Source organism: Paenibacillus pasadenensis DSM 19293 (genome assembly GCF_000422485.1).
Classification (GTDB): domain Bacteria; phylum Bacillota; class Bacilli; order Paenibacillales; family Paenibacillaceae; genus Paenibacillus_O; species Paenibacillus_O pasadenensis.
Genome location: NZ_AULW01000030.1, coordinates 39,062 through 59,734, shown reverse-complemented (window position 1 = coordinate 59,734; position 20,673 = coordinate 39,062). Strand labels below are relative to the sequence as shown.

Below are 20,673 nucleotides of genomic sequence, written 5' to 3'. Positions count from 1 at the left end.
GCCGCGCAGGAGCCATCAATTGTTCAGGATGACCTGCTGGCCATCCTGCAGCCCTTTGACGATCTCGACTTCCGTCGGCGTCATGAGGCCCACCTCGACGTCCACTTCCTTGCGGCGCTCCCCTTCCGCGACCTGCACGTAGAAGCGGTTCATATAGGTGCGGAGCGCCGCGCGCGGCAGCACGATCGCGTTGTCGCGCTTCTGCAGCTGGATCTCGAGCTGCGCGCTGTGCCCGACCTGAATGCCCGCCGGCGGATCGTCGATGCCGATGTAGAGCGTGACGGCGTTTTTCTCCGCCTTGGCCGGATCGGTTCCGGCCGGCACGTTGCCCGGCGCCTGCAGCACCTTGCCGGTGTAGCTCTTGCCCTTGTAGGTCAGCGAGACCGGCATGCCGGTCTCGACGGCCGCGACATCCTTGCTGCTGGACGCGGAGTACGTCAGCTGCATGTCGGCCTGGTCCGCGACGGTCAGGATCGGCTGATAGCCGTTCACCCGGTCGCCGGTCTGGAGCGTCTCCGCGAAAATGATCGTGCCGGCGATCGGCGCGAGCAGCTTCGACTTGCCGAGCCTTTCTTCCATCGCCTCCAGCGACAGCCGCTCGCGCTCCAGATCGATCTCGCGCAGGCGCAGGTCGGTCGAGCTGGCCTGCGAGGCGCGAGCCTGGCTGTAGAGCAGCTCGGCCCGCTCGACGTTCAGGCGCTGCAGCCGCGTCTGCAGCTCCAGGTCGCCGGTCTCGAGCTCGGCGAGCAGCTCGCCGGCCTTCACCTGCTGGCCGAGCTTGACCGCGATCGACCTCAGCGTGCCGGCGTCCTTGAACGACAGCGCTTTCGTGTCCGCGGACACGAACGTCGCGTTGCCCTTGAGCGAGGTCTGGATGCTGCCGCGGGCCGCTTCGACGAGATCGAGCGCTTCCTCGGCCGGCTGCACGAGCGGCGGCTGAAGCGTCGTCTCCTCGACCGGAAGCAGCGAGCAGCCGGACAGGGCGAGCGCCGACAGCAGCCCGAGCGCGGCAATCCGCTGCCGCGGCGAGCGCTCAGGCTTGGCGGGCTTGACGGGCCGTTTTCGAATCAATTCGACCATCCTCCAATGCAATGACATCATCGACGAGCTCCATCATGCCGGGATCATGCGTCGTCATGAGGATCGTCATCCCGGAGCGGCGGACGAGATCCCGGAAAACCTGCATCACCTGCAGGCCCATCACGCTGTCAAGCTCCGCCGTCGGCTCGTCGGCGATCAGCAGGCTCGGCTTGTGGGCGATCGCCCTGGCGATCGCGACACGCTGCTGCTCTCCGCCGGACAGCTCGGTCGGGCGATGCTTCATCCGCTCCTTCAATCCGACCCGCTCCAGCGCCTGCTCCGCCGCCTCTTTGTTCCCGGCCTTGGGCGCGCCGGCGATGCGGAGTCCGAACTCGACGTTCTCATACGCGGACATGAGCGGGATCAGGCCGAACGACTGGAAGACGAGCCCGATCTCCTTGCGGCGGACCGCGCTTCGCTCGGCTCCCGAGAGCCCGGTCAGCTCCCGATCCCGCAGGAATACCTTGCCCTCGGTCGGCTCGTCGAGCGAGCCTAAAATATTGAGCAGCGTCGTCTTGCCGGAGCCCGAGCGCCCCCGCAGCGCCACCATCGATCCTTCTCGCAGCTCCAGATCGATGTCCGCCAGCGCCGTGAACGCCTGAGCCCCTTTGCCGAACACCCGCTTGATGCCCTCCGCGCGCAGGATCGGCGCTCCTGCCGCCGGCAGCGATTCGTTCTGCATCGGCATACTCCCTCAAGTTGGATTCAACCGAATCGGCTGGGATGTTCCTCTTCGAGTGTAGACCGGCTCCTCCTGCCCGACAATCGGTCAATGGACAGCGAAAGACCTTACGGATTATAGAAGTTGGGCCGCGTCACGCCGCAAAAAAAACAAGGAAGCGCTGCGCGCCTCCTTGGTCCAGGTCGAATCATTCGCTGAATTGCCAATCCAGCAGCTGCAGCAGCGGCGCATCCGGTTCGCCGCGGAATACGAGATACAAATCATGCACGCCGTCCGCTCCCGCAACGGCCGTCGACCGCACGCTCCACTCCCCCTCTTCCTCTTCCTCTGCCGGCACTTCCAGCCGGCCGATCAGCGCGCCGTCCGGCTGATCCAGCCGCAGCTCGATCGTTCCGGCCGCGCCATCGCTGCGTACGGTCGCGGCGAAGGCGGACGCCCCTGCGCCGAAGTCGGCGCCGGCAAGCCCGATCCAGCCGCCATCCTCGCTGGCGGCGGCCGCTCTCGCTCCGGCGAGGCGAGGAGCGGGTCCGATCGAGACGCCTGCCGTCCAGGCTGACGTGACTCCGCTCGTGCGGACATACGGATTCAGCGCCTTGACTGCCGGCACGCCGGCAAGATCGGCCTGAATCTCGCGGATGGCTCCATTCTCGTCGAACTCCACCCGATTCAAATGCGTCGAGCGATAGCCCAGCGGCACGCCCATCGCCTTGGACAGCGTCTGCGCATGGTAGGCCATATACCAGCTGCCTGCGAACTCGAACATCGCGTGATGGTTGTTGCCGCCGACGCCGAAAAACGCCGACGGGTTTCGGAGGATCGAGCGCTCGTACGTCCAAGGACCGGTCGGGCTGCCGCTCGTCATGTAGGCGATCTCTCCGGCAGGAGGGCTGCCCTCCTCGCGCTCTCCCGGATGGAAGTTCGAGCAGTAGGAGAAATAATAGACGCCGCCGCGCTTGTTGATGCCCGCATCCTCGAACAGATACGGCGCCCGGATCGGCTGCGCCGTGCCGACGACGCTCGTCATGTCGTCGCCGAGCTTCATGACCCGCGCCGTATCGGGCCACTGTGCCCGCCCTTCGGGGATGCCTCCGCCAAAATAGATATAGGCGCTTCCATCCTCCTCCACCAGTACGGCCGGATCGAACAGCCAGGTCACGTCCTCCACGCCTGGCGTCGAGCGGGCGATCAGCGCCTCGCCGAGCGGATCGGTCCACGGGCCGGTCGGCGAATCGCCCTCCAGCACGCCGATGCCGCTCGCATTGTTCGCAAAATAAAGGAAGAAGCGTTCCTTGCCGCCGATCATCTTGCACGCTGCGGCCGGCGCCCACGACTGGGTGGCCCAGACGGCGGCTCCGTCCTTGCCGGCGACGTGGACCTCCCCATGATCGGTCCAGTTGACCAGATCGTCGGAGGAAAGGATGCCGATCCGGTCGATCCGTCCATACGTATTGTCCTTCGCGTTTCCCTGCTCGTCGCGTTCCAGGACATCGTTGGTCATGTACAAATAGACCCGTCCGCCATGGACAAGCGCATACGGATCCGCTCCGAAGCGATGGGCGACGAGCGGATTGCCGTTCGGCGGCGTCTTGCCGACCGCCTGCGCAAGCGGCCTCCGAGCGGATCGCTCCGCTCGTTTCGTTTCCGATTGACTCATGCTGGACCTCCTTTGAATGTGGACCTGCTGCTGCTCCTGCTTGAAAAATTGCGCCTCGCCTGCAAGCGGCTCCGCTCAGCGGGCCTGCAGGCTGTCGCGGTATTCCTGCGGCGTCAGTCCGGTCGATTTTTTGAAGAAGCGCGTGAACGAGTGGGCGGCTTCATAGCCGACCGAGCCGGCGACCTCGCGGATTTTGAGCTCGCCGTTCCGCAGCAGCTCCTTCGCTTTTTTCAGCCGGCAGCCGTCGATGTACTCGGACAGGTTCATCCCGCTCTCCTGCTTGAAGAAGCGGGACAGATACGATGGGTTGAAATAGTTGATCTCGGCCAGCCGGACGAGCGACAGATCCTCCTCCAGATGCGTCTCGATGTAGCGGCAGATGCGGTCGATGACGCTGGAGGCGCGGGCGATCTCGCTGCGATGCTTCAGCTCGAACAGGCGGCCGGCCAGCTCGCGCAAGTACGCGGCCGCCTCCTTCATCGACGCATGCTCATCGAGCCGCAGCAGCTTGCGGCAGTCGCCGATGTCGCGCCCGAGTCCCCAGCGCTGGATTGCCGCATGCAGCAGGAGGGCGACCGAATAGTAGCCCTCGACGGCGCGCTCGACCTGGATCTGCGCATCCAGCAGGCCGTCCGCAAGCTCGTGAAACGCTTCAAAAAAAGGCTCCCTGCGCCCGGCTTCCAAATGGGCCGCGAGCAGCTCCGTCCACTGCGGCAGCTTGAGACCGTCCTTGCCGCCGTCGGCTTCATCCGGCTCGAAGCGGTCGATCAGCACAGCCGCCATGCGACCGGACAGCTTGACCTGGAGCAGCTGGCGCAGCCGGGCCGCCTGCGGCGTGACCGACCGCCACTCCGATGGACTGCCGCCCAGCGCAAAAGCGGCCGTCAAGCCGAGCTGCTTCTGGCAGGCTTCCTGGATCAGCTCCAGCATCCCTTCCAGATAACGCGCGAAGTAGCCGTCGAACTGGCGCTCGAGCGGAACGGCAGGCTGCAGCAGCCAGACCAGCTCGCCCTGCTTCTCGACGATGCCCGCGCGGCGGCTCTGCTCCGCCAGGAACGAGTCCCAGATCCGCTCCGCCGTGCGCAGCAGGCCGCTGCGGACGCAGTATCCGCTATCGTCCGGATACGCCAGCTGCCCGACCACCACATAGACCTGCTGCTGCGGATCGAGCCTGAGCCCCGCCTTGCGGAGCTCCGCGGCGAACGCCTCGCGGTCGCTCGCATGCGCGCCGGAGTCCTGGAGCAGATGGCGGATGAACTCGGCCTGCTCCATCACCTCGAGCGCATAGAGCTGCTCGCGCGACAGCTCGACGAGCGAGCCGATCTGGCTGCTCTCTTCGACTTCGGCGACCACCTCCTCGACGACCTCGATCACCTTGCCGAATCCCTCGGTCTTGAGCAAGTAGCGGGCGCGCGGCATCTGGATCGCCTTGTAGGCGTAGTCGAATTCGCTGTAGCCGGTCAGAAAGACGATCCGGCAGCGCGGCCAGTACAGCTGGATCTCCTCCGACAGCTCCAGGCCGCTCATGCCGGGCATGCTGATGTCCGTCATCACGATGTCGAAACGCGTCCTTTTCAGCCACTCCAGCGCCTCCTTGCCGGAATACGCCTTGCATACGTCCAGGCGGTCCGGCATCCGCATGCGGAACACCTCGTACAAGCCGTCAGTGATGATCTCTTCGTCGTCTACGATCAGCAGCCTAAGCATTTCATACCGTCTCCTTCAGCCTGATGCGGATCGCAACCTTCAGTCCGCCCAGCTCGCTTCGCGACAGGCTGAGGCCGCTGCCTTCCCCGTAGGTGAGCAGGATCCGCCGGTGGATGTTGATCATGCCGGTCATTTCATACGAGTCCGAAGAGCTGCCGAGCCGCCGGCGCAGCTCCTCGAGCAGGCTCTCCCCGATCGGCTCGCCGTTGTTCTCGACGACGATGCGCGCCTCGTCCTCTTCCCGCTCGAACGATACGCGCAGCAGCCCCTCCTCGGTCACCTTCTCCAGGCTGTGCTCGTACGCATTTTCAATGATCGGCTGGATGATCAGCCGCGGCACGCTGATCGTCCGCATCGTCTCCGGCAGCTCGCCGAACTCGACCGCGATCCGCCTGGAGAAGCGCAGCTCCTGGATCTCGGTATACATGCGGGAATGCCGCGTCTCCTCGGCCAGCGGCACAAGATCCGCTCCGCTGCGCGTGATGAAGCGGAAGTATTCGCCCAGCATGTTCGTGAACTGCTCGATCCGGTCCGTATCTCCCGTGCGCGCGAGCGAGTTGAGGATGAAAAAGCTGTTGTAGAGGAAATGCGGATTGATCTGCGACTGCAGCTGCTTGAGCTCCGCCTTCTGCATCATCAGCTTCTGCTTGAAATCCTGATCGATCAGCATCTGCAGCTTTTTCAGCATGTGGTTGAACCGATGGTACAGATAGCCGAACTCATCTTTCTGCTCATGCTCGATCGGACTGTCCAAGGCACCGCCCTCCATCCTTCTGAAGCTCTGTACGAGAAGCAGCAACGGCTTGTGCACGAATCGATAGGTGGAATAGGCGTAAATGAGGATCGTCATCAGCGTTGCCGCCGCGAACAGCCAGGCCCAGACCTCGAATTTGCTCAGCGGCTTGGCGACCGTCTCGGCGGGCATATAGATGAAGCCCGTCAGCCCCAGCTTGGCGGAGCTGACTTTGTTGAACTGGTACTCCTTCCCGTCCAGCTCGAGCCGGAACGCGCTTGCGGACGAGCTTCGGGCGAGCGCGGCGGATTGCCTCATCATCTCGCTCGAGCCGGGATCGCTCGCGATCGCGAACGAAGATCTGTCGTCCATGACGAACGAGCCGCTCTCTTCGTAGGAATTGAGCTGTTTCATCGACTCCTTCAGACGCTCGGCATCAAGCACGATCTGGACGATGAACAGCGGCTTGCCCCCCGCTTCTCCGCTGGCCTTCGACGCCCGCAGATGGAAGGTCTGCTGCCAGGTGATGAGCCTCGTCTTCTCCTTGCCGAGCGAGGCTAGCAGATCGTCGAAGCTGCCCTGCTGGAACTCGTACACATCATGCGCTGCGGACACCGTCTTGCGGATCGAATGCAGATGGACGTACACGTCCTTGATGTACGGACTGCTGTTCTTGATCGAGGTCAGGCGCTGGATCAAATAGTTCATGCCCGCCGTCCGCTCCACGCCGTTCATCTTTTCCCAGGCGACGGCCAGCTGGTTCAGCTCGTTGTCCTGGACGAGATCGTACTGCTGGATTTCAAGCCACTCGATCTCGCGGTTCAAGTCTTCCATATAATAGGACAGCTGCGTCGTTGTCGCCCGCGAGATTTCCTCGCGGGCATTTTTCGCGCTCCAGTGGTACAGGTAGACGCCGAGCGCCAGAATGGGCAGGATGACGGACAGATAAGTCAGGACGAGCCGGATGAAGATGGAGTTGCGGATGGAGTTGACCGGGAATCGAAACAAGCTGAACCCTCCGTTGCGGCCGCTCCGCCAGCAGGGCGGCCAGTCTGATTGACGGCGACATGTCCTTGGGCGGCCGGTTCAAGGCGCGTTCGATTGCCGGAGCCACTCGTTTACTTCCCTCGTCATCCTCTCTCCCCCCAGGCTGTTCCAATCCTGGACGAACCGATCGAACTCCTCGATCGGGCGGCCCAGGATGATGTTCGCATACGTCTCGATCTGCAAGTTGTACAGCACGGACTGCTTTTCGATCATCGTCGATGTCTGCGGTCGAGAAAACGCTCGTACAGCAGCTGGTCGTTCCGGATATACTGCTCCAGGATCGAAAAGGCGCCGTCCGGCCCGTACGTCTTTTTCCAACCCCAGCCCGCATCGCGGTTTTCCTTGCCCGCTTCGTAGATCTCGATATACTTCTGGATCGCTTTCGCTTCCGCCTTTAGGACGGAGCGGTCTCCCGTGCTGCGGAACTGCTCCAGCTGCCGGAAAGCCTCGAGATTTTTGAGCGCCGGGTACGGCGTGACGGGCGACAGCTTCCATACCGGCTGCGGCGTGCTGTAATACTTCTCATATTCGGCCGTCTCGCCCCAGTTTTTCTCCAGATGAAGGTTGAGCAGCTTGATCAGCGCTTCCGGATGGGGGTAGTCCTTGCGTACGGCCAAGTATTGATAGGTGCCTAGCGGAAGCGGCACCCGGACCGGCTCGCTCGTCGCCGATACGATCGGGTAGGCTTGCCAGTCCGAGTCCCGCTCCTTGGAGCGGCTCGCCTGCGCGAGGAACGAGCCCCACTGCTCGCCATAAAACAGGCCGATCTTGCCGTCTGCGATCAGCTTCTCTTCCTGCACGCTGTTTTTGAAGCCGAACTCCGGATCGATCTGCCCGTCCTTGTACAGCCGCTGCAGCACCAGGAGCGCTTCCCGCATTTGCGGCTGGATGCCGCCGTAGACGAGCTGGCCGTCCTTGTCCTCGAGCCACATCGTCGGATAGGCCTCATAGCCGGCCAGCAGTCCGCTGATTCCCATCAGAGGCGCCAGCAGGCTGCGGGTCAGGGCGATGCCGTACGTATCGTCGCGGCCGTTTCCGTCCGGATCTCTTTCTGTAAACGCTTTCGATATTTCCAGCAGATCGTTCATCGTTCGCGGCGGATCCAGCTCCAGCCGATCCAGCCAGTCCTTGCGGATCCAGATGTATTTCGCGCCCTCGATCGACGAGCCCGTAGCCGGGATCGCCATCAGCTTGCCGTCGATCGTCGCCCGTTGGAACGGGGCGCTGCCTTCCTGGTTCAGAATCGTTTTGGTGAATGGCGAGGCATATTGGTCATAGACCTCCGTCAGCTCCTGGATCAAGCCTTCGTTGTGGAGCGTCCGCAGCTGCTCCGCATTGACCTTGACGACATCCGGAATCGCTCCGGAAGCGAGCGCACCTCCCAGCTTCTGGTCATAGAGATCTCCTTTGGATACCCATTCGTAGCGGATGCGTATGCCTAGCTCGTCTTCATACAAACGGGTCCAGCGGTTGTCCTCGAGCGTTTCTCCCGGCAGCTTCAGGATCAGGTCGTCCTCGGTCATGCGGACGAAGCTCAGCTCGATCGGAAGCGGCTCGCTCCCTTCCGTCGGCTCTTCCGAAGCGACAGGCTTTACGGTTCCATTCGAATTGGCGTCGCATGACAGCAACACCTGAAGCAGCGCAAGCGCAGCCAGTCCCAGCTTTCCTTTGCTCCGACTCGCGACCTTCACCTGCTGCAGCCCCTTTCAAGGAAGAATGGACAGAGATCTGCCTTTATTATCCGAGCCCTTTCGGCCCGCAACAACATCCATCTCTTGTTTTCGTTACCCGTTCTTTACCTGAAAGCGATTCCTCGCCGGAACGGGAAAAAGCGCCCGATCGCTCAGGCGCTTGCAGAATAGGCTCCGAATCAAGGAAGCATGCTGCTTCCCATCAAATACTTGTCGACCTCGCGAGCCGCCTCGCGCCCCTCGTTGATCGCCCAGACGACAAGGCTCTGGCCGCGGCGCATATCCCCGGCGGCGAACACCTTGTCGACGCTCGTCCGGTATTCACCGTAGCGGGCTTTGACGTTCGTGCGGCGGTCCTGCTCGACCTCGAACGCCTGCACAAGCGTGTTCTCCGGCCCTTCGAAGCCGACCGCGATGAACACGAGATCCGCCGGCCAGACCTTTTCCGTGCCGGGAATCTCTTTGTAGATCTTGCGGCCGGTCTCGTCGACGATCCGTTCGATCTGGACGGTGTGGAGCTCCTTGAGCTGGCCGTTCTCGTCGCCGACGAACTTCTTGGTCAGGACGGAGAACGCGCGCGGGTCTTCGCCGTACAGCGCCTTCGCTTCTTCGTGGGCATAGTCCAGCGTGTACACGTTCGGGAACTGCGGCCACGGATTCGTGATCGAATCGCGCTGCAGCGGGGCCTTGGCATGCGTGCCGAACTGCGTGACCGACTTGCAGCCGTGGCGCAGAGCCGTCGCGACGCAGTCCGTGCCGGTATCGCCGCCGCCGATGACGATGACGTCCTTGTCCTTGGCGGAGATGTAGTTGCCGTCCTCCAGGCCGGAGTCGAGGTAGCTCTTGATCGTGCCGTTCAGGTAGTCCATCGCCATATGCACGCCGTTCAGATCGGAGCCTTCGATGTCGACGCCGCGGGCTTTCGTCGCGCCGCCGCACAGGACGATCGCGTCGAAGCCTGCCAGCAGCTCCTCGGCCGCGATATCCTTGCCGATCTCCGTATTCGTCACGAAGTCGACGCCCTCGGCTTCGAGCAGGTCGACTCGCCGCTGCACGATCCCCTTGTCGAGCTTCATCGTCGGGATGCCGTACGTCAGCAAGCCGCCGATGCGGTCCGCGCGCTCGTACACCGTCACCGTGTGGCCGGCCTTGTTGAGCTGCGCGGCGCAAGCCATGCCGGCAGGTCCGGAGCCGACGACGGCGACCTTTTTGCCCGTGCGGAGCTGAGGCGGCTGCGGTACGACCCAGCCCTCGTCGAAGCCGCGGTCGATGATTGCCTGCTCGATCGTCTTGATCGTGACGGCATCGCCGATGAGGCCGACCGTGCACGAGCCCTCGCATGGCGCCGGACAGACGCGTCCGGTGAATTCCGGGAAATTGTTCGTCTTGTGCAGGCGCTCCAGCGCCTCGCGCCACAAGCCGCGATAGATGAGGTTGTTCCACTCGGGAATCAGGTTGTTGACCGGGCAGCCCGACGCCCCTCCGGCCAGCTCCATGCCCGTATGGCAATACGGGGTGCCGCAGTCCATGCAGCGGGAGCCTTGCGTCCGAAGCTGATCGTCCGGCAAATGCTTGTGGAACTCGTCCCAATCCTTGATTCTTTCCAGCGGACTGCGGTCTGCCGGCAGCTCGCGTTTATATTCCATGAACCCAGTTGGTGTCGACATCTTTCCCCATTCCTCCATCCTTTAGGTCCCGCTCCGTCTCTCTGTCACCGTTCTTCGGATGCAAGACCCGATGCGTCGCTACATAATATTGCATTCCAGCGCATACTTTGTACAACATCGTAGCATTGTTTCACAACTTAGCATAATGGAGTATGCGTACAATCATTTGCACTTTGTCGCATAACAGCGGCATAGAGATTACGAATTGCGCGCAGGCGCTGTTCGAATATACGTTTGGAAGGCGTAGGTCTCGCCTGCCGGTCCTTTTTCGAGACCGGCCGCGGAATCCGCGAGCTCCCACTCGCCGTCCGGCAGCTCAGGGAAGTAAGCGTCGCCGCCTCCGTAGGAGCGGTCGATCTCCGTCAGCAGCAGACGGTCCGCGCGGCCGAGCAGCAGACGGTAGATCTGCTCGCCGCCGATGACCATCAGCTCCTGCTCGCCGGCGACGGCTTGCAGCGCCTCCTCCGGCGTCCGGAACAGCTCCACGCCATCCGGTGCCTCGCCGCCGCCGCGGGTCAGCAGCAGATTGCGCCTGCCCTTCAGCGGACGGCTGCCGAACGACTCGAACGTCTTGCGTCCCATCAGCACCGGCTTGCCCATCGTCTGCTCCTTGAAAAAGCGCATGTCCTCCGGCAGCTTCCACGGCAGGTCGTTGCCGCGCCCGATCAGCCGATCGCGGTCCATGCACGCGATCATCGTGATCCTCATACCGACACCTCGGCCTTGATCGTCGGATGATGCTCGTAGCCGACGATCTCGAAGTCCTCGTAGCGGTAGTCGAAGATGCTCGCCGGCTTGCGCTTCAGCACGAGCTGCGGCAGCGGATGCGGCTCGCGCGTCAGCTGCAGCTTGACCTGCTCGAGATGATTCGCATAAATATGCACGTCGCCTCCGGAATAAATGAGCTCTCCGGGCTCCAGATCGCATTGCTGCGCGATCATATGCGTCAGCATCGCATACTGGGCGATGTTGAACGGCAAGCCGAGGAACGTGTCCGAGGAGCGCATCGTGAACATGCAGTTCAGCTTGCCTCCGCTGACCTGGAACTGGAACACGAAATGGCAAGGCGGCAGCTTCATGCCGTCGACTTCGCCGACGTTCCAGGCGCTCACCATATGGCGGCGCGAGTCCGGATTCGTGCGAATCGACTCGACGACCGCAGCGATCTGGTCATGGACGCGGCCGTCCTTGCCTTCCCATGCGCGCCACTGCGAGCCGTATACCGGACCGAGGTCACCGTTCTCGTCCGCCCACTCGTTCCAGATGCGGACGCCGTTTTCCTGCAGGTACTTCACGTTCGTCTCACCGCTCAGAAACCAGAGCAGCTCGTGGATGATCGATTTGACATGTACCCGCTTCGTCGTGACGAGCGGAAAGCCCTTGGACAAGTCGAACCGCAGCTGCCGACCGAATACGGCGATCGTGCCGGTTCCCGTTCGATCGGAACGCTCCGTCCCGTTGTCCAGGATATCCTGCAGCAGCTCCAAATAATTTTTCATCGGTTACCCCCTAGCTCAGGACCGGCCGAACGGCCTGATGCCCCTCTATCTCGCGAACCTTTCTGTTAGTTTACCATCTTAAAGGCTCGTTTGTCTCTTATTTGTCTCTTCGTGCGGAACAAAATCAGCGATCCTCGGGATGACGGAACCGGAATCCGAATCCGCTTCGCGTAGCGCAGAACGGAAACTGCTATCGCTTTGCTGAATGGAAACTGAAACCGGCATCCACTTCGCGGAGCGGGGGCTCGTTCCGATCTCCCTGAAGCCCAGATTCCTTTGAATGTACTCTTCCGAAGCGGAAGGAATCCGGCCTTCAAGGGAACCGCTGACGCTTCTCCACGAGCCCCCGTCCGTCTTCGCTCTTTGGTTTCACTCTTTAAGTTCGCTCGGTGCCTTCGCTCATCACCACTAGGCCCGTCACCAATAAAATCAGTTAGATGCTAATGCCGAACCCACCCTCGCTCCGCTTCGTAGTGACTCGTTCCGATCTCGATGCCCCCAGGATTTCTTTTATCGCATTTTCCAGAACCTTCGAAAGCTTCTATAACGAGCTGGAAAAACTGCAACCCGAATAAATCGGGTTAGAGTTTCTCGCAAGATCGTTAGGCCCTAACCGGAATAAATCGGGTTACAGCGACTCGACAGCCCGTATTTCAAACTGCAACCCGAATAAATCGGGTTAGAGCTTCTCGCAAGCCCGTATTTCAGACTCTAACCCGATTAAATCGGGTTACAACTGCTCGAACACCCGTCTTTCAAGCTCCAACCCGAATAAATCGGCTTACAGTTACTCACATGCCCGTCTTTTAGGCTGTAACCCGAACAAATCGGGTTACAGCCGCTTGCAAGCCCGTCTTTTAGACTCTAACCGATACGCCTGCCTGCCGGAGTTACTTGAATTGACCTCACAGCTCCGACCGCTTCGGCCTACGCTTGACCGAGTTACTCGGTTTTTCCGTGCAACTCCTTCTGGTTCCGCCCCTGCTTGCTCGAGTTACTCGGTTTTTCCGCGCAACTCCGACCGGTTGATCCTCCATTCGTCGAGACGAGGGAGTCAAACGTTCTTCGGATCGGGCGAGCGATTTCGATATGCGACCAAGTCGTTACAGCCTGGGGCACTTCCAGCAAGCTGAGAGCTGCTTGCTGACTCTTTCCGCAGCGCCCGTTCATGCTGCCGAGTGCCGAGTATGCGGGAAAGGCGAAGCTGATGGACAAGGCGAAGCGGAGCGAGACGATGCCTTTCGGAGAAGCGGCAGCGGTCCTCTTGAAAGACGGATGGCCTCCGCCTAGGAGGTCGGGCAATCCGGGCATCCGGCTTCCAGTGGAATCGGAGAAAGGCTCGGATCGCGCAGCGATGCGCCTGTCCCTAGCCCGCTTTCCGACTCCCGGTCGAGAAAGGCTCGGCTCGCACAGCGATGCGCCTATCCCTGGCCCGCTTTCCGGCTCCCGGTCGAGAAAGGCTCGGATCGCGCAGCGGTTCGCCTGTCCAAAAGCCCCCCTTCTCTGGACGGAGAACGAATGGCACGGCTCGCTGAGCCGCTAGACGGCCCATAAAAAAAGCCGGCCCCAGAAAGGGCCGGCCTGAAAAGCGCGATCTTACTTGACAAACGTATGGATCGGATGGCCGAGCGCGACTTCCGCCGCGTCCAGCGTGATCTCGCCAAGCGTCGGATGCGCGTGGATCGTCAGCGCGATGTCCTCGAGCGTAGCGCCCATCTCGATCGCGAGGCCGAGCTCGGAGATCATGTTGGACGCTTCGATGCCCGCGATGTGGGCGCCGAGCACGAGGCCGCTGTCTTTGTCGGCGACGAGCTTCACGAAGCCTTCCGTCGCGTTGAGGGACAGGGCGCGGCCGTTGGCGACAAACGGGAACTTGCCGACCTTGACGTTGTAGCCTTTGTCCTTCGCTTCCTTCTCCGTCAGACCGACGCTGGCGCACTCCGGATCGGAGAAGCAGACGGCCGGCATGCACTTGTAGTCGACTTTGCTCGGCTGTCCGCCGATGACTTCAGCCGCGACACGGCCTTCGTACATCGCCTTGTGCGCGAGCGCAGGGCCGGCAACGATGTCGCCGATCGCGAAGATATGCGGGATGCTCGTGCGTCCTTCGTCGTTGACTTCGACGAGGCCGCGGTCCGTCATCTTGATGTTGATCAGGTCGAGGCCGAGCTCTCCGTCCGTATTCGGACGGCGTCCGACCGTGACGAGCAGGTAATCAGCCGTCACCGTCTGTTCCTTGCCGTCGACCGTGTACGTCACGGTGACGTCCTTGTCGGTCTGCTCGGCGCTCTTCGCTTGCGCGTTCGTGATGATTTCCGCGCCTTTGGCTTTGAGCTTCTTGGCCACGAGCTGGGACATGTCCTTGTCGAAGCCGGCCAGGATCGAGTCGAGGCCTTCGATGATCGTCACCTTCGTGCCGAACTTGCTGTACATCTGGCTCAGCTCGACGCCGATGTAGCCGCCGCCGATGACGGCCAGGCTCTTCGGAATCTCAGGCAGCGACAGCGCGCCCGTGGAGGAGACGATGCGTCCGCCGAACGGGAATGCCTTCAGCTCGATCGGGCGGGAGCCCGTCGCGATGATGCAGTTCTTGAAGCGGTAGCGCGGAGCTTCCTGATCGTTGAAGACACGCGCTTCGTTTTCGTTGATGAACATCACTTCGCCGGCGAAGTATTGCACCTTGTTGGCTTTGAGCAGGCTGGCTACGCCGCCTGTCAGCTTTTTCACGACTCCGCCCTTGAAGTCCTGGATCTTGCTCCAGTCGACCTTGACGTCGCCTGCCGTGATGCCGATCGCTTCGGCATGGCTGACGGTGTCATATTGATGGGAAGCGGAGATGAGGGCTTTGGAAGGAATGCAGCCGACGTTCAGGCACACGCCGCCGACATGCTCCTTCTCCACGCAAAGCACGCTTTGGCCAAGCTGGGCTGCGCGAATCGCAGCCACATATCCGCCGGGACCGGCGCCGATGACCAGTGTATCGATATCGAGAGATGCGTCTCCTACTACCATGAGCTTATACCTCCATGATTAGCAGCTGCGGGTCGGCCAGAAGCTGCTTGATGTAGTTCAGGAAATTCTGAGCCGTCGCACCGTCGATGAGACGGTGGTCGAAGCTGAGGGACAGGGCCATGACGGAAGCGGCGACGATCTCGCCGTTCTTGACGACCGGCTTGTCGGCGATGCGGCCGACGCCGAGGATGGCCACTTCAGGGAAGTTGATGATCGGCGTGAAGAACATGCCGCCGGCGGAGCCGATGTTCGTGATGGAAATCGTGCTGCCTTTGAGCTCGGCGCCGGACAGCTTGCCGTCGCGGCCGCGAGCGGCGAGGTCGCTGATGGAGCTGGCGATCGTCCAGACGTTCTTGCGGTCCGCATGCTCGATGACCGGCACGATCAGGCCGTTGTCGGTATCGGTCGCGATGCCGATGTTGTAGTACTTGCGCAGAACGATCTCCTGCGCTTCCTCGTCGAGCATCGAGTTCATGATCGGGAACTCGCGCACGGCGGCGACGAGCGCCTTGACGATGAACGGCAGGTAGGTCAGCTTGACGCCTTTCTTCTCGGCGACCGGCTTCGCTTTTTTGCGCAGCTCGACGAGCGCGGTCACGTCCACTTCGTCCATCAGCGTCACGTGAGGAGCGGTGTACGCCGACTTCGTCATCGCGTTGGAAATGATCTTGCGGATGCCCTTGAACGGCAGGCGCTCTTCCGGACGGTCTCCGCCTTGGCTGGCGACCGGAGCGGACTTGGCTTCGCCGGCGCCTTTTGCCGCGACAGCGGCATTGTCGGAAGCGGCTGCCGCCGGAGCGGATGCGCCGCCTGCGGCTGCCTTCTCGATGTCCTCGCGAGTGATGCGGCCGTTTTTGCCAGTGCCTTGCACGGACGCAATGTCCACGCCTTTTTCGCGGGAGAACTTGCGCACGCTAGGCGTAGCGAGCACTTGGCCTTTGGCGGCCGGAGCCGCTGCAGGAGCGGATGCCGGAGCCGCGTCCTTCGCCGTCACTTCGGCGTCGGCCTTGACTGCGCCCGGAGCGACGTTCTGCGCTTCGTCCTTGGCGACTTCCTTCGCGCTGTCCTCGCTCGGAGCGGCGCCTTCCGGCAGATCGCCCTCGGCGTCGATGACGGCTACGACGTCGCCGACATGGCATACCTGGCCGTCCTTGGCAAGAACCTCGAGCACCGTGCCGTTGACCGGGCAAGGAACCTCTACGACGGCCTTGTCGTTCTGCACTTCCATAATGATGTCGTCGTCGGTGACCTTGTCTCCGACCTTGATGTGGATCTTGATGATTTCGCCTTCATGAAGGCCTTCGCCCAGCTCTGGGAACCGGTATTCAAACTTGGCCACGAGGTGAACCTCCTTTTGCATCTGGAGCTGAACCGACCGGGAGCGGACAAGCTGCGGTCCAAGAGGACGCGCAGCCCGCCGCGGCGGCTGCAGGGGTGAAAAGCGTGCAAGCAAATTCCGTTCGGAACGGAATTAGAATTCGAGGACTTTCTTGACGTTCGCGACGACGCGCGCCGGGGACGGGAGCCATTGGTCTTCGATCTGGGCGAACGGATACACCGTGTCCGGACCTGCGACGCGAAGCACCGGCGCCTCCAGGTGAAGGATCGCCTTTTCGTTGATCTGGGCGATGATCTCGGCCGCCGCGCCGGAAGTCTTCTGAGCTTCCTGCACGACGATCGCGCGGTTCGTCTTTTTGATCGACTCGACGATCGTGTCGATGTCGAGCGGCATGAGCGTGCGGATGTCGATCACTTCGACGCTTACGCCTTCCTTTTCCAGCTCTTCAGCAGCCTTGACGGACGTATGGACCATCATGCCGTACGTCACGATCGTGACGTCGGAGCCTTCGCGGACGACGTTCGCCTTGCCGAGCTCGACGGTGTACTCTTCCTCCGGCACTTCGGCGCGGAAGGCGCGGTACAGGTTGAGATGCTCCATGAAGAACACGGGATCGTTGTCGCGGATCGCCGCGATCATGAGGCCTTTGGCGTCATAAGGATTGGAAGGAATGACGACCTTGATGCCCGGCGTCTGCAGCGCCAGACCTTCGAGCGAGTCGGTGTGCAGCTCGGCCGCCTTGACGCCGCCGCCGAAAGGCGTGCGGAATACGATCGGCGAGTTGTAGCGTCCGCCGGAGCGGTAGCGCATGCGGGCTGCCTGGATGAACATCTGGTCCATCGCCTCGTAGATGAAGCCGACGAACTGGATCTCGGCGACCGGACGGAAGCCTTGCACGCCGAGGCCGACCGCCATGCCGGCGATCGCGGATTCCGCCAGCGGCGTATCGAAGACGCGCTCCTCGCCGAATTCCTTCTGAAGACCTTCGGTGACGCGGAATACGCCGCCGGTGTGGCCGACGTCCTCTCCGAAGAGCATTACGTTCTCATCCCGCTTCAGCTCGGTGCGAAGAGCGTCGCGGATTGCTTCCAACATGTTCATTTGAGCCATGATTAACAGGTTCCTCCTTAGGGGGAGCGGCGCGCGCCGCCCCGGACTCATCGATCGCTTGGGTTCGGATCAGAAATCGGCTTTTTGCTCTTCCAGGTGGGCGGGCGTATGCTCGAACATCGTGTCGATCAAGCCGGCGACCGTCATCTTCTCGGTCGCTTCCGCCTTCTTGATGGCTTCGTTGACGGCGGCTTTCGCCTCGTCCTTCACGCGAGCCGTATCCTCTTCCGTCCAAAGGCCCTTCTTCTCCAGGAACTTGCCGAAGCGGATGATCGGATCCTTGAGCGACCATTCGCCCTCTTCGTCCTTCGTGCGGTACTTGGTCGTGTCGTCCGCCATGGAGTGGGGACGGAACCGGTACGTGAGCAGCTCGAGCAGCGTCGCGCCTTCGCCGCTGCGGCCGCGCTCAGCGGCTTCGGAGACGGCTTTGTAGACCGCGAGGACGTCCATGCCGTCGACCTGCACGCCTTTGATGCCGGCGGCGAGCGCCTTGTGGGCGATCGACTGGGCGGCCGTCTGCTTCTCGTACGGCGTCGTGATCGCGTAGCGGTTGTTCTGGACCGTGTAGATCACCGGCAGCTTGTAGGCGCCGGCGAAGTTCAGCCCTTCGTAGAAATCGCCCTCGGAGGAGCCGCCGTCGCCCGTATACGTGATGGCGACGCGCTTCTCGCCGCGCTTCTTGAACGCCATCGCGACGCCGGTCGCATGCAGGATCTGCGCGCCGATGATGATCTGCGGCATCAGCACATGCACGTCCTCCGGAATCTGGCCGCCGTGCTGGTGGCCGCGGGAGTACAGGAACGCCTGGTACATCGGCAGTCCGTGCCAGACGAGCTGCGGCATGTCGCGGTAGCCCGGGCAGATGAAGTCGTCCTTGTTCAGCGCGAACTCGCTGCCGATCATCGACGCTTCCTGGCCGGATACCGGCGCGTAGAAGCCGAGGCGGCCCTGGCGGCCGAGGTTGACGGCGCGCTCGTCCCAGGTGCGGGTGAACACCATGCGGTACATCAGTTCCTTCAGCTGGTCGTCGCTGAGGTCAGGCATGAGGTCGGGATTGACGACTTCGCCTTCGGGGGAAAGAATCGTAAGCGGCGTTACGTCCTCGCTATGCACTTCGTAAGAATGCTTGTTCAGCAGCTTGCTCATCAGAGAGGTTCACCTCGATTTGTTATTTGAAACTTGCCTGCTTCTGTTATAGAATTATTATAAACCTGTTGCGCTGAAACGGTCAAAGCAAAAAAGGAAAAAACGTTGTTTTTTCATTACTTTCACGGGTTTTTAACGTTTTGTGTATGTGTAACAGCTAACCGTGACATATATAACAGGATAGTACAAGAGCGGTTACATTCAACGGAGTCTCCGCCGCTCCGCTCGGCTCGGAGCGGACATCTCCTTATTGTTTACCCCGACCTACGCCGTCCCATGCAGCCAAGGAGGAAGAGAACGATGCCAGACGACATTTATTTGAAAAGAACGATCCTCAAGGAGACGGTGCCGAGCCGCCATCTCGAGGAGGGCTCGCGCGAGCTGCGCGTCTACCTGCCGCCCGGCTACAACGAAGTGCTCAGCTATCCGGTCGTCTACGGCCAGGACGGCGAGGACCTGTTCAACTTCGGCCGCGCGGCGACGCTGGCCAACCGCCTCATCATCGACGGCGAGCTCGAGCCGTTCATCCTCGTCGGCGTCGACGTCGACAAGAAGAAGCGGACGAGCGAATACTCCCCGGACGGCGCCCGCCATGAGGCGTACACGCGTTTTTTCGCCGAGGAGATGCTGCCGTTCATCGAGGAGAAGTATCCCGTCCGGCGGGAGCGCCGCGAGCGGCTGCTGATCGGGGATTCGCTCGGCGGCACCGTATCGCTCCATCTCGCGCTCCGCTATCCGGAGCTGTGGAACCGCGTCTTCTCGCTGTCGGGCGCCTTTTACGGCGCCTCCCAGGCGATCGCGGCCAAGCAGGGCGACCTGTCCTGGCTGCAGCTTTATCTGTATGTCGGCCTCCAGGAGACCGACTTCGAGACGGATACGGGCGTCTACGACTTCGTCAAGCTGAACCGCGAGATGGACGCCCTGCTCGCCGACCGCGGCGCCGACATCCATTATGTCGAGAAGGACGGCAAGCATCAATGGGGATCGTGGCAGCGCGAGATCCCGGACGGCCTGAAGCATTTCCTGGACTAAAGCGCCAGCCTCGGAGCTGAAACGAAAAGCGGGACGAAAGCCGAATGGTTCGGCTATCGTCCCGCTTTTTTTGCCGCAGCTTGATCTAGGCGGAAAGCTCGCGCTCGATCCGGTCGAGCAGCGCCTCGCAGCCCGCGGCGACGAGCCTCCGGGTCTGCTCGAAGTCTCCCGTATAATACGGATCGGGCACGCCGTCGAGCTCCTCGTCCGGCAGCAGCTCCATGAAGCGGAGCAGCCTGCCCTGCGGCACGATGCCCCCGGCTCGGATCAGCTCCCGCACGTCGCGCTCGTTGGCGCGGTCCATGACGACGATATAGTCGGCCCGCTCGAGATCGTCGCGGTCGACGAGCCGCGCCCGCATCCCTTCATAAGAGATGCCCGCGCGGTCGAGCTCGCGGCGCGTCCCTTCATGCGGAACGGCTCCGAGATGCCAGTCGCCCGTTCCGGCGCTGTCCACCACGACCGCCTGCTTCAGTCCGCGCCGCGCGGCCAGATGGCGCAGCACCGCCTCCGCCATCGGCGAGCGGCAGATGTTGCCCAGGCAGACGAACACGACGTTCACCTTGCGCGCCATCAGAACATTCCTCCTTCCCTGCGGTCGGCCGACGCCGTCCGCAGCGACCGGCGGGGCAGCCGCCATTTGAAGATGACGGACAGCATCCGCATGACGATGATGAGCCCGAACAGCACGAGCAGCATCGCCGTCCCTTTGAACCATCCCAGCCCGATCGCCGCCCCGCCGAGAATCGCCCAGACGGCATAGATCTCGTCCCGCAGCACGAGCGGCTTGCGCCCGGCCAGCAGGTCGCGGATGATGCCGCCGCCGATGCCGGTCAGCGTCGCGGCCACTAGCACGGCGCTGAGCGGATGCTTCATCTCCGTGGCGTAGAGCGCCCCCTGGATGGCGAAGGCCGACAGCCCGATCGCGTCGAACAGCGCCTCCGCCTTGCGCCAGTGCTGGATCCAGCTGACCGGCAGCAGGAAGATGATCGTCATCGAGGCGAGCGCGATCTTGATGAGCAGCCCCTGCGTCCAGAGCGTCGTCACCGGGATGCCGATGAGCAGATTGCGGATGACGCCGCCTCCGAACGCCGTGACCAGCCCCAGCACGAACACGCCGAGGATGTCGTACTCCTCCTCCATGGCGACGATCGCGCCGCTGACCGCGAAGGCGATCGTGCCGATGATGCTGAATACCGCGAAAATCTCTGTGTACAAGTCGATTACGCCCCCGTATCTATGATGCCGCAACTATCCTACCTATAATAGCCGGG

Annotated in this window: 17 protein-coding genes; 1 reads left to right on the top strand and 16 read right to left on the bottom strand. The window is 62.0% G+C overall.

The window, feature by feature from the left end:
* Positions 1 to 15 precede the first annotated feature (15 nt).
* The 14 genes from H582_RS0105205 to pdhA all read right to left on the bottom strand — a co-directional run bounded on the left by H582_RS0105205 (position 16) and on the right by pdhA (position 18,367).
* A complete protein-coding gene (locus H582_RS0105205; RefSeq protein ID WP_240478941.1) occupies positions 16 to 1,071 on the bottom strand; it encodes an efflux RND transporter periplasmic adaptor subunit in 1,056 nt (351 codons plus the stop codon).
* Complete coding sequence (locus H582_RS0105200; protein ID WP_373864107.1) at positions 1,034 to 1,762, bottom strand: ABC transporter ATP-binding protein; 729 nt, start codon at positions 1,760 to 1,762, stop codon at positions 1,034 to 1,036. The genes H582_RS0105205 and H582_RS0105200 overlap by 38 nt, the downstream gene beginning before the upstream one ends.
* A gap of 187 nt (positions 1,763 to 1,949) precedes the next feature.
* Entirely contained in the window at positions 1,950 to 3,416 is a 1,467-nt protein-coding gene (locus H582_RS26090; protein WP_052332985.1) for a glycoside hydrolase family 43 protein, read from the bottom strand.
* Between the two features lie 75 nt (positions 3,417 to 3,491).
* The gene (locus H582_RS0105190; RefSeq protein ID WP_028597678.1) at positions 3,492 to 5,123 is read right to left on the bottom strand and encodes a response regulator transcription factor; all 1,632 of its coding nucleotides are present in this window, start codon (positions 5,121 to 5,123) and stop codon (positions 3,492 to 3,494) included.
* Between the two features lies 1 nt (position 5,124).
* A complete protein-coding gene (locus tag H582_RS0105185; RefSeq protein ID WP_028597677.1) occupies positions 5,125 to 6,864 on the bottom strand; it encodes a sensor histidine kinase in 1,740 nt (579 codons plus the stop codon).
* Between the two features lie 78 nt (positions 6,865 to 6,942).
* A complete protein-coding gene (locus H582_RS32730; protein ID WP_240478940.1) occupies positions 6,943 to 7,116 on the bottom strand; it encodes a hypothetical protein in 174 nt (57 codons plus the stop codon).
* Positions 7,113 to 8,594, bottom strand: a complete 1,482-nt coding sequence (locus tag H582_RS26085; protein WP_240478939.1) for an extracellular solute-binding protein — start codon at positions 8,592 to 8,594, stop codon at positions 7,113 to 7,115. The genes H582_RS32730 and H582_RS26085 overlap by 4 nt, the downstream gene beginning before the upstream one ends.
* A 179-nt stretch (positions 8,595 to 8,773) precedes the next feature.
* On the bottom strand, positions 8,774 to 10,261 hold the full coding sequence (locus H582_RS0105175) for a glutamate synthase subunit beta (protein WP_028597676.1): 1,488 nt from the start codon (positions 10,259 to 10,261) through the stop codon (positions 8,774 to 8,776).
* A gap of 198 nt (positions 10,262 to 10,459) precedes the next feature.
* Entirely contained in the window at positions 10,460 to 10,957 is a 498-nt protein-coding gene (locus H582_RS0105170; protein WP_240478938.1) for a dihydrofolate reductase, read from the bottom strand.
* An 8-nt stretch (positions 10,958 to 10,965) separates the two neighbouring features.
* A complete protein-coding gene (gene thyA, locus H582_RS0105165) occupies positions 10,966 to 11,760 on the bottom strand; it encodes a thymidylate synthase (protein WP_028597674.1) in 795 nt (264 codons plus the stop codon).
* Positions 11,761 to 13,356: 1,596 nt separating this feature from the next.
* Entirely contained in the window at positions 13,357 to 14,772 is a 1,416-nt protein-coding gene (gene lpdA / locus H582_RS0105160; protein WP_028597673.1) for a dihydrolipoyl dehydrogenase, read from the bottom strand.
* 4 nt (positions 14,773 to 14,776) lie between these two features.
* Complete coding sequence (locus H582_RS0105155) at positions 14,777 to 16,111, bottom strand: dihydrolipoamide acetyltransferase family protein (protein WP_028597672.1); 1,335 nt, start codon at positions 16,109 to 16,111, stop codon at positions 14,777 to 14,779.
* Between the two features lie 132 nt (positions 16,112 to 16,243).
* Entirely contained in the window at positions 16,244 to 17,221 is a 978-nt protein-coding gene (locus tag H582_RS0105150) for an alpha-ketoacid dehydrogenase subunit beta (protein WP_028597671.1), read from the bottom strand.
* A gap of 69 nt (positions 17,222 to 17,290) precedes the next feature.
* On the bottom strand, positions 17,291 to 18,367 hold the full coding sequence (gene pdhA, locus H582_RS0105145) for a pyruvate dehydrogenase (acetyl-transferring) E1 component subunit alpha (RefSeq protein ID WP_174817673.1): 1,077 nt from the start codon (positions 18,365 to 18,367) through the stop codon (positions 17,291 to 17,293).
* Positions 18,368 to 18,667: 300 nt separating this feature from the next.
* On the opposite strand from pdhA, the gene H582_RS0105140 reads away from it, so the two are divergent.
* Complete coding sequence (locus H582_RS0105140) at positions 18,668 to 19,399, top strand: alpha/beta hydrolase (protein WP_028597669.1); 732 nt, start codon at positions 18,668 to 18,670, stop codon at positions 19,397 to 19,399.
* Positions 19,400 to 19,484: 85 nt separating this feature from the next.
* Here the strand turns inward: H582_RS0105140 and H582_RS0105135 are convergent, their stop codons facing one another.
* Both H582_RS0105135 and H582_RS0105130 read right to left on the bottom strand, forming a co-directional pair.
* Positions 19,485 to 19,973 carry an arsenate reductase/protein-tyrosine-phosphatase family protein gene (locus tag H582_RS0105135; protein ID WP_028597668.1) on the bottom strand — a complete coding sequence of 163 codons (489 nt, stop codon included), beginning with the start codon at positions 19,971 to 19,973 and terminating at the stop codon, positions 19,485 to 19,487.
* The gene (locus H582_RS0105130; protein ID WP_028597667.1) at positions 19,973 to 20,623 is read right to left on the bottom strand and encodes a trimeric intracellular cation channel family protein; all 651 of its coding nucleotides are present in this window, start codon (positions 20,621 to 20,623) and stop codon (positions 19,973 to 19,975) included. The genes H582_RS0105135 and H582_RS0105130 overlap by 1 nt, the downstream gene beginning before the upstream one ends.
* Positions 20,624 to 20,673: the final 50 nt, after the last annotated feature.

Excerpts from the sequence above, each read along its gene's own strand:
- H582_RS0105170 (WP_240478938.1), bottom strand. The coding sequence starts at position 10,957 with ATGATCGCGTGCATGGACCGCGATCGGCTGATCGGGCGCGGCAACGAC.
- H582_RS0105175 (WP_028597676.1), bottom strand. The coding sequence starts at position 10,261 with ATGTCGACACCAACTGGGTTCATGGAATATAAACGCGAGCTGCCGGCA.
- H582_RS0105135 (WP_028597668.1), bottom strand. The coding sequence starts at position 19,973 with ATGGCGCGCAAGGTGAACGTCGTGTTCGTCTGCCTGGGCAACATCTGC.
- H582_RS26090 (WP_052332985.1), bottom strand. The coding sequence starts at position 3,416 with ATGAGTCAATCGGAAACGAAACGAGCGGAGCGATCCGCTCGGAGGCCG.
- H582_RS32730 (WP_240478940.1), bottom strand. The coding sequence starts at position 7,116 with ATGATCGAAAAGCAGTCCGTGCTGTACAACTTGCAGATCGAGACGTAT.
- thyA (WP_028597674.1), bottom strand. The coding sequence starts at position 11,760 with ATGAAAAATTATTTGGAGCTGCTGCAGGATATCCTGGACAACGGGACG.
- H582_RS0105140 (WP_028597669.1), top strand. The coding sequence starts at position 18,668 with ATGCCAGACGACATTTATTTGAAAAGAACGATCCTCAAGGAGACGGTG.
- H582_RS0105200 (WP_373864107.1), bottom strand. The coding sequence starts at position 1,762 with ATGCAGAACGAATCGCTGCCGGCGGCAGGAGCGCCGATCCTGCGCGCG.
- pdhA (WP_174817673.1), bottom strand. The coding sequence starts at position 18,367 with ATGAGCAAGCTGCTGAACAAGCATTCTTACGAAGTGCATAGCGAGGAC.
- lpdA (WP_028597673.1), bottom strand. The coding sequence starts at position 14,772 with ATGGTAGTAGGAGACGCATCTCTCGATATCGATACACTGGTCATCGGC.
- H582_RS0105190 (WP_028597678.1), bottom strand. The coding sequence starts at position 5,123 with ATGCTTAGGCTGCTGATCGTAGACGACGAAGAGATCATCACTGACGGC.
- H582_RS0105150 (WP_028597671.1), bottom strand. The coding sequence starts at position 17,221 with ATGGCTCAAATGAACATGTTGGAAGCAATCCGCGACGCTCTTCGCACC.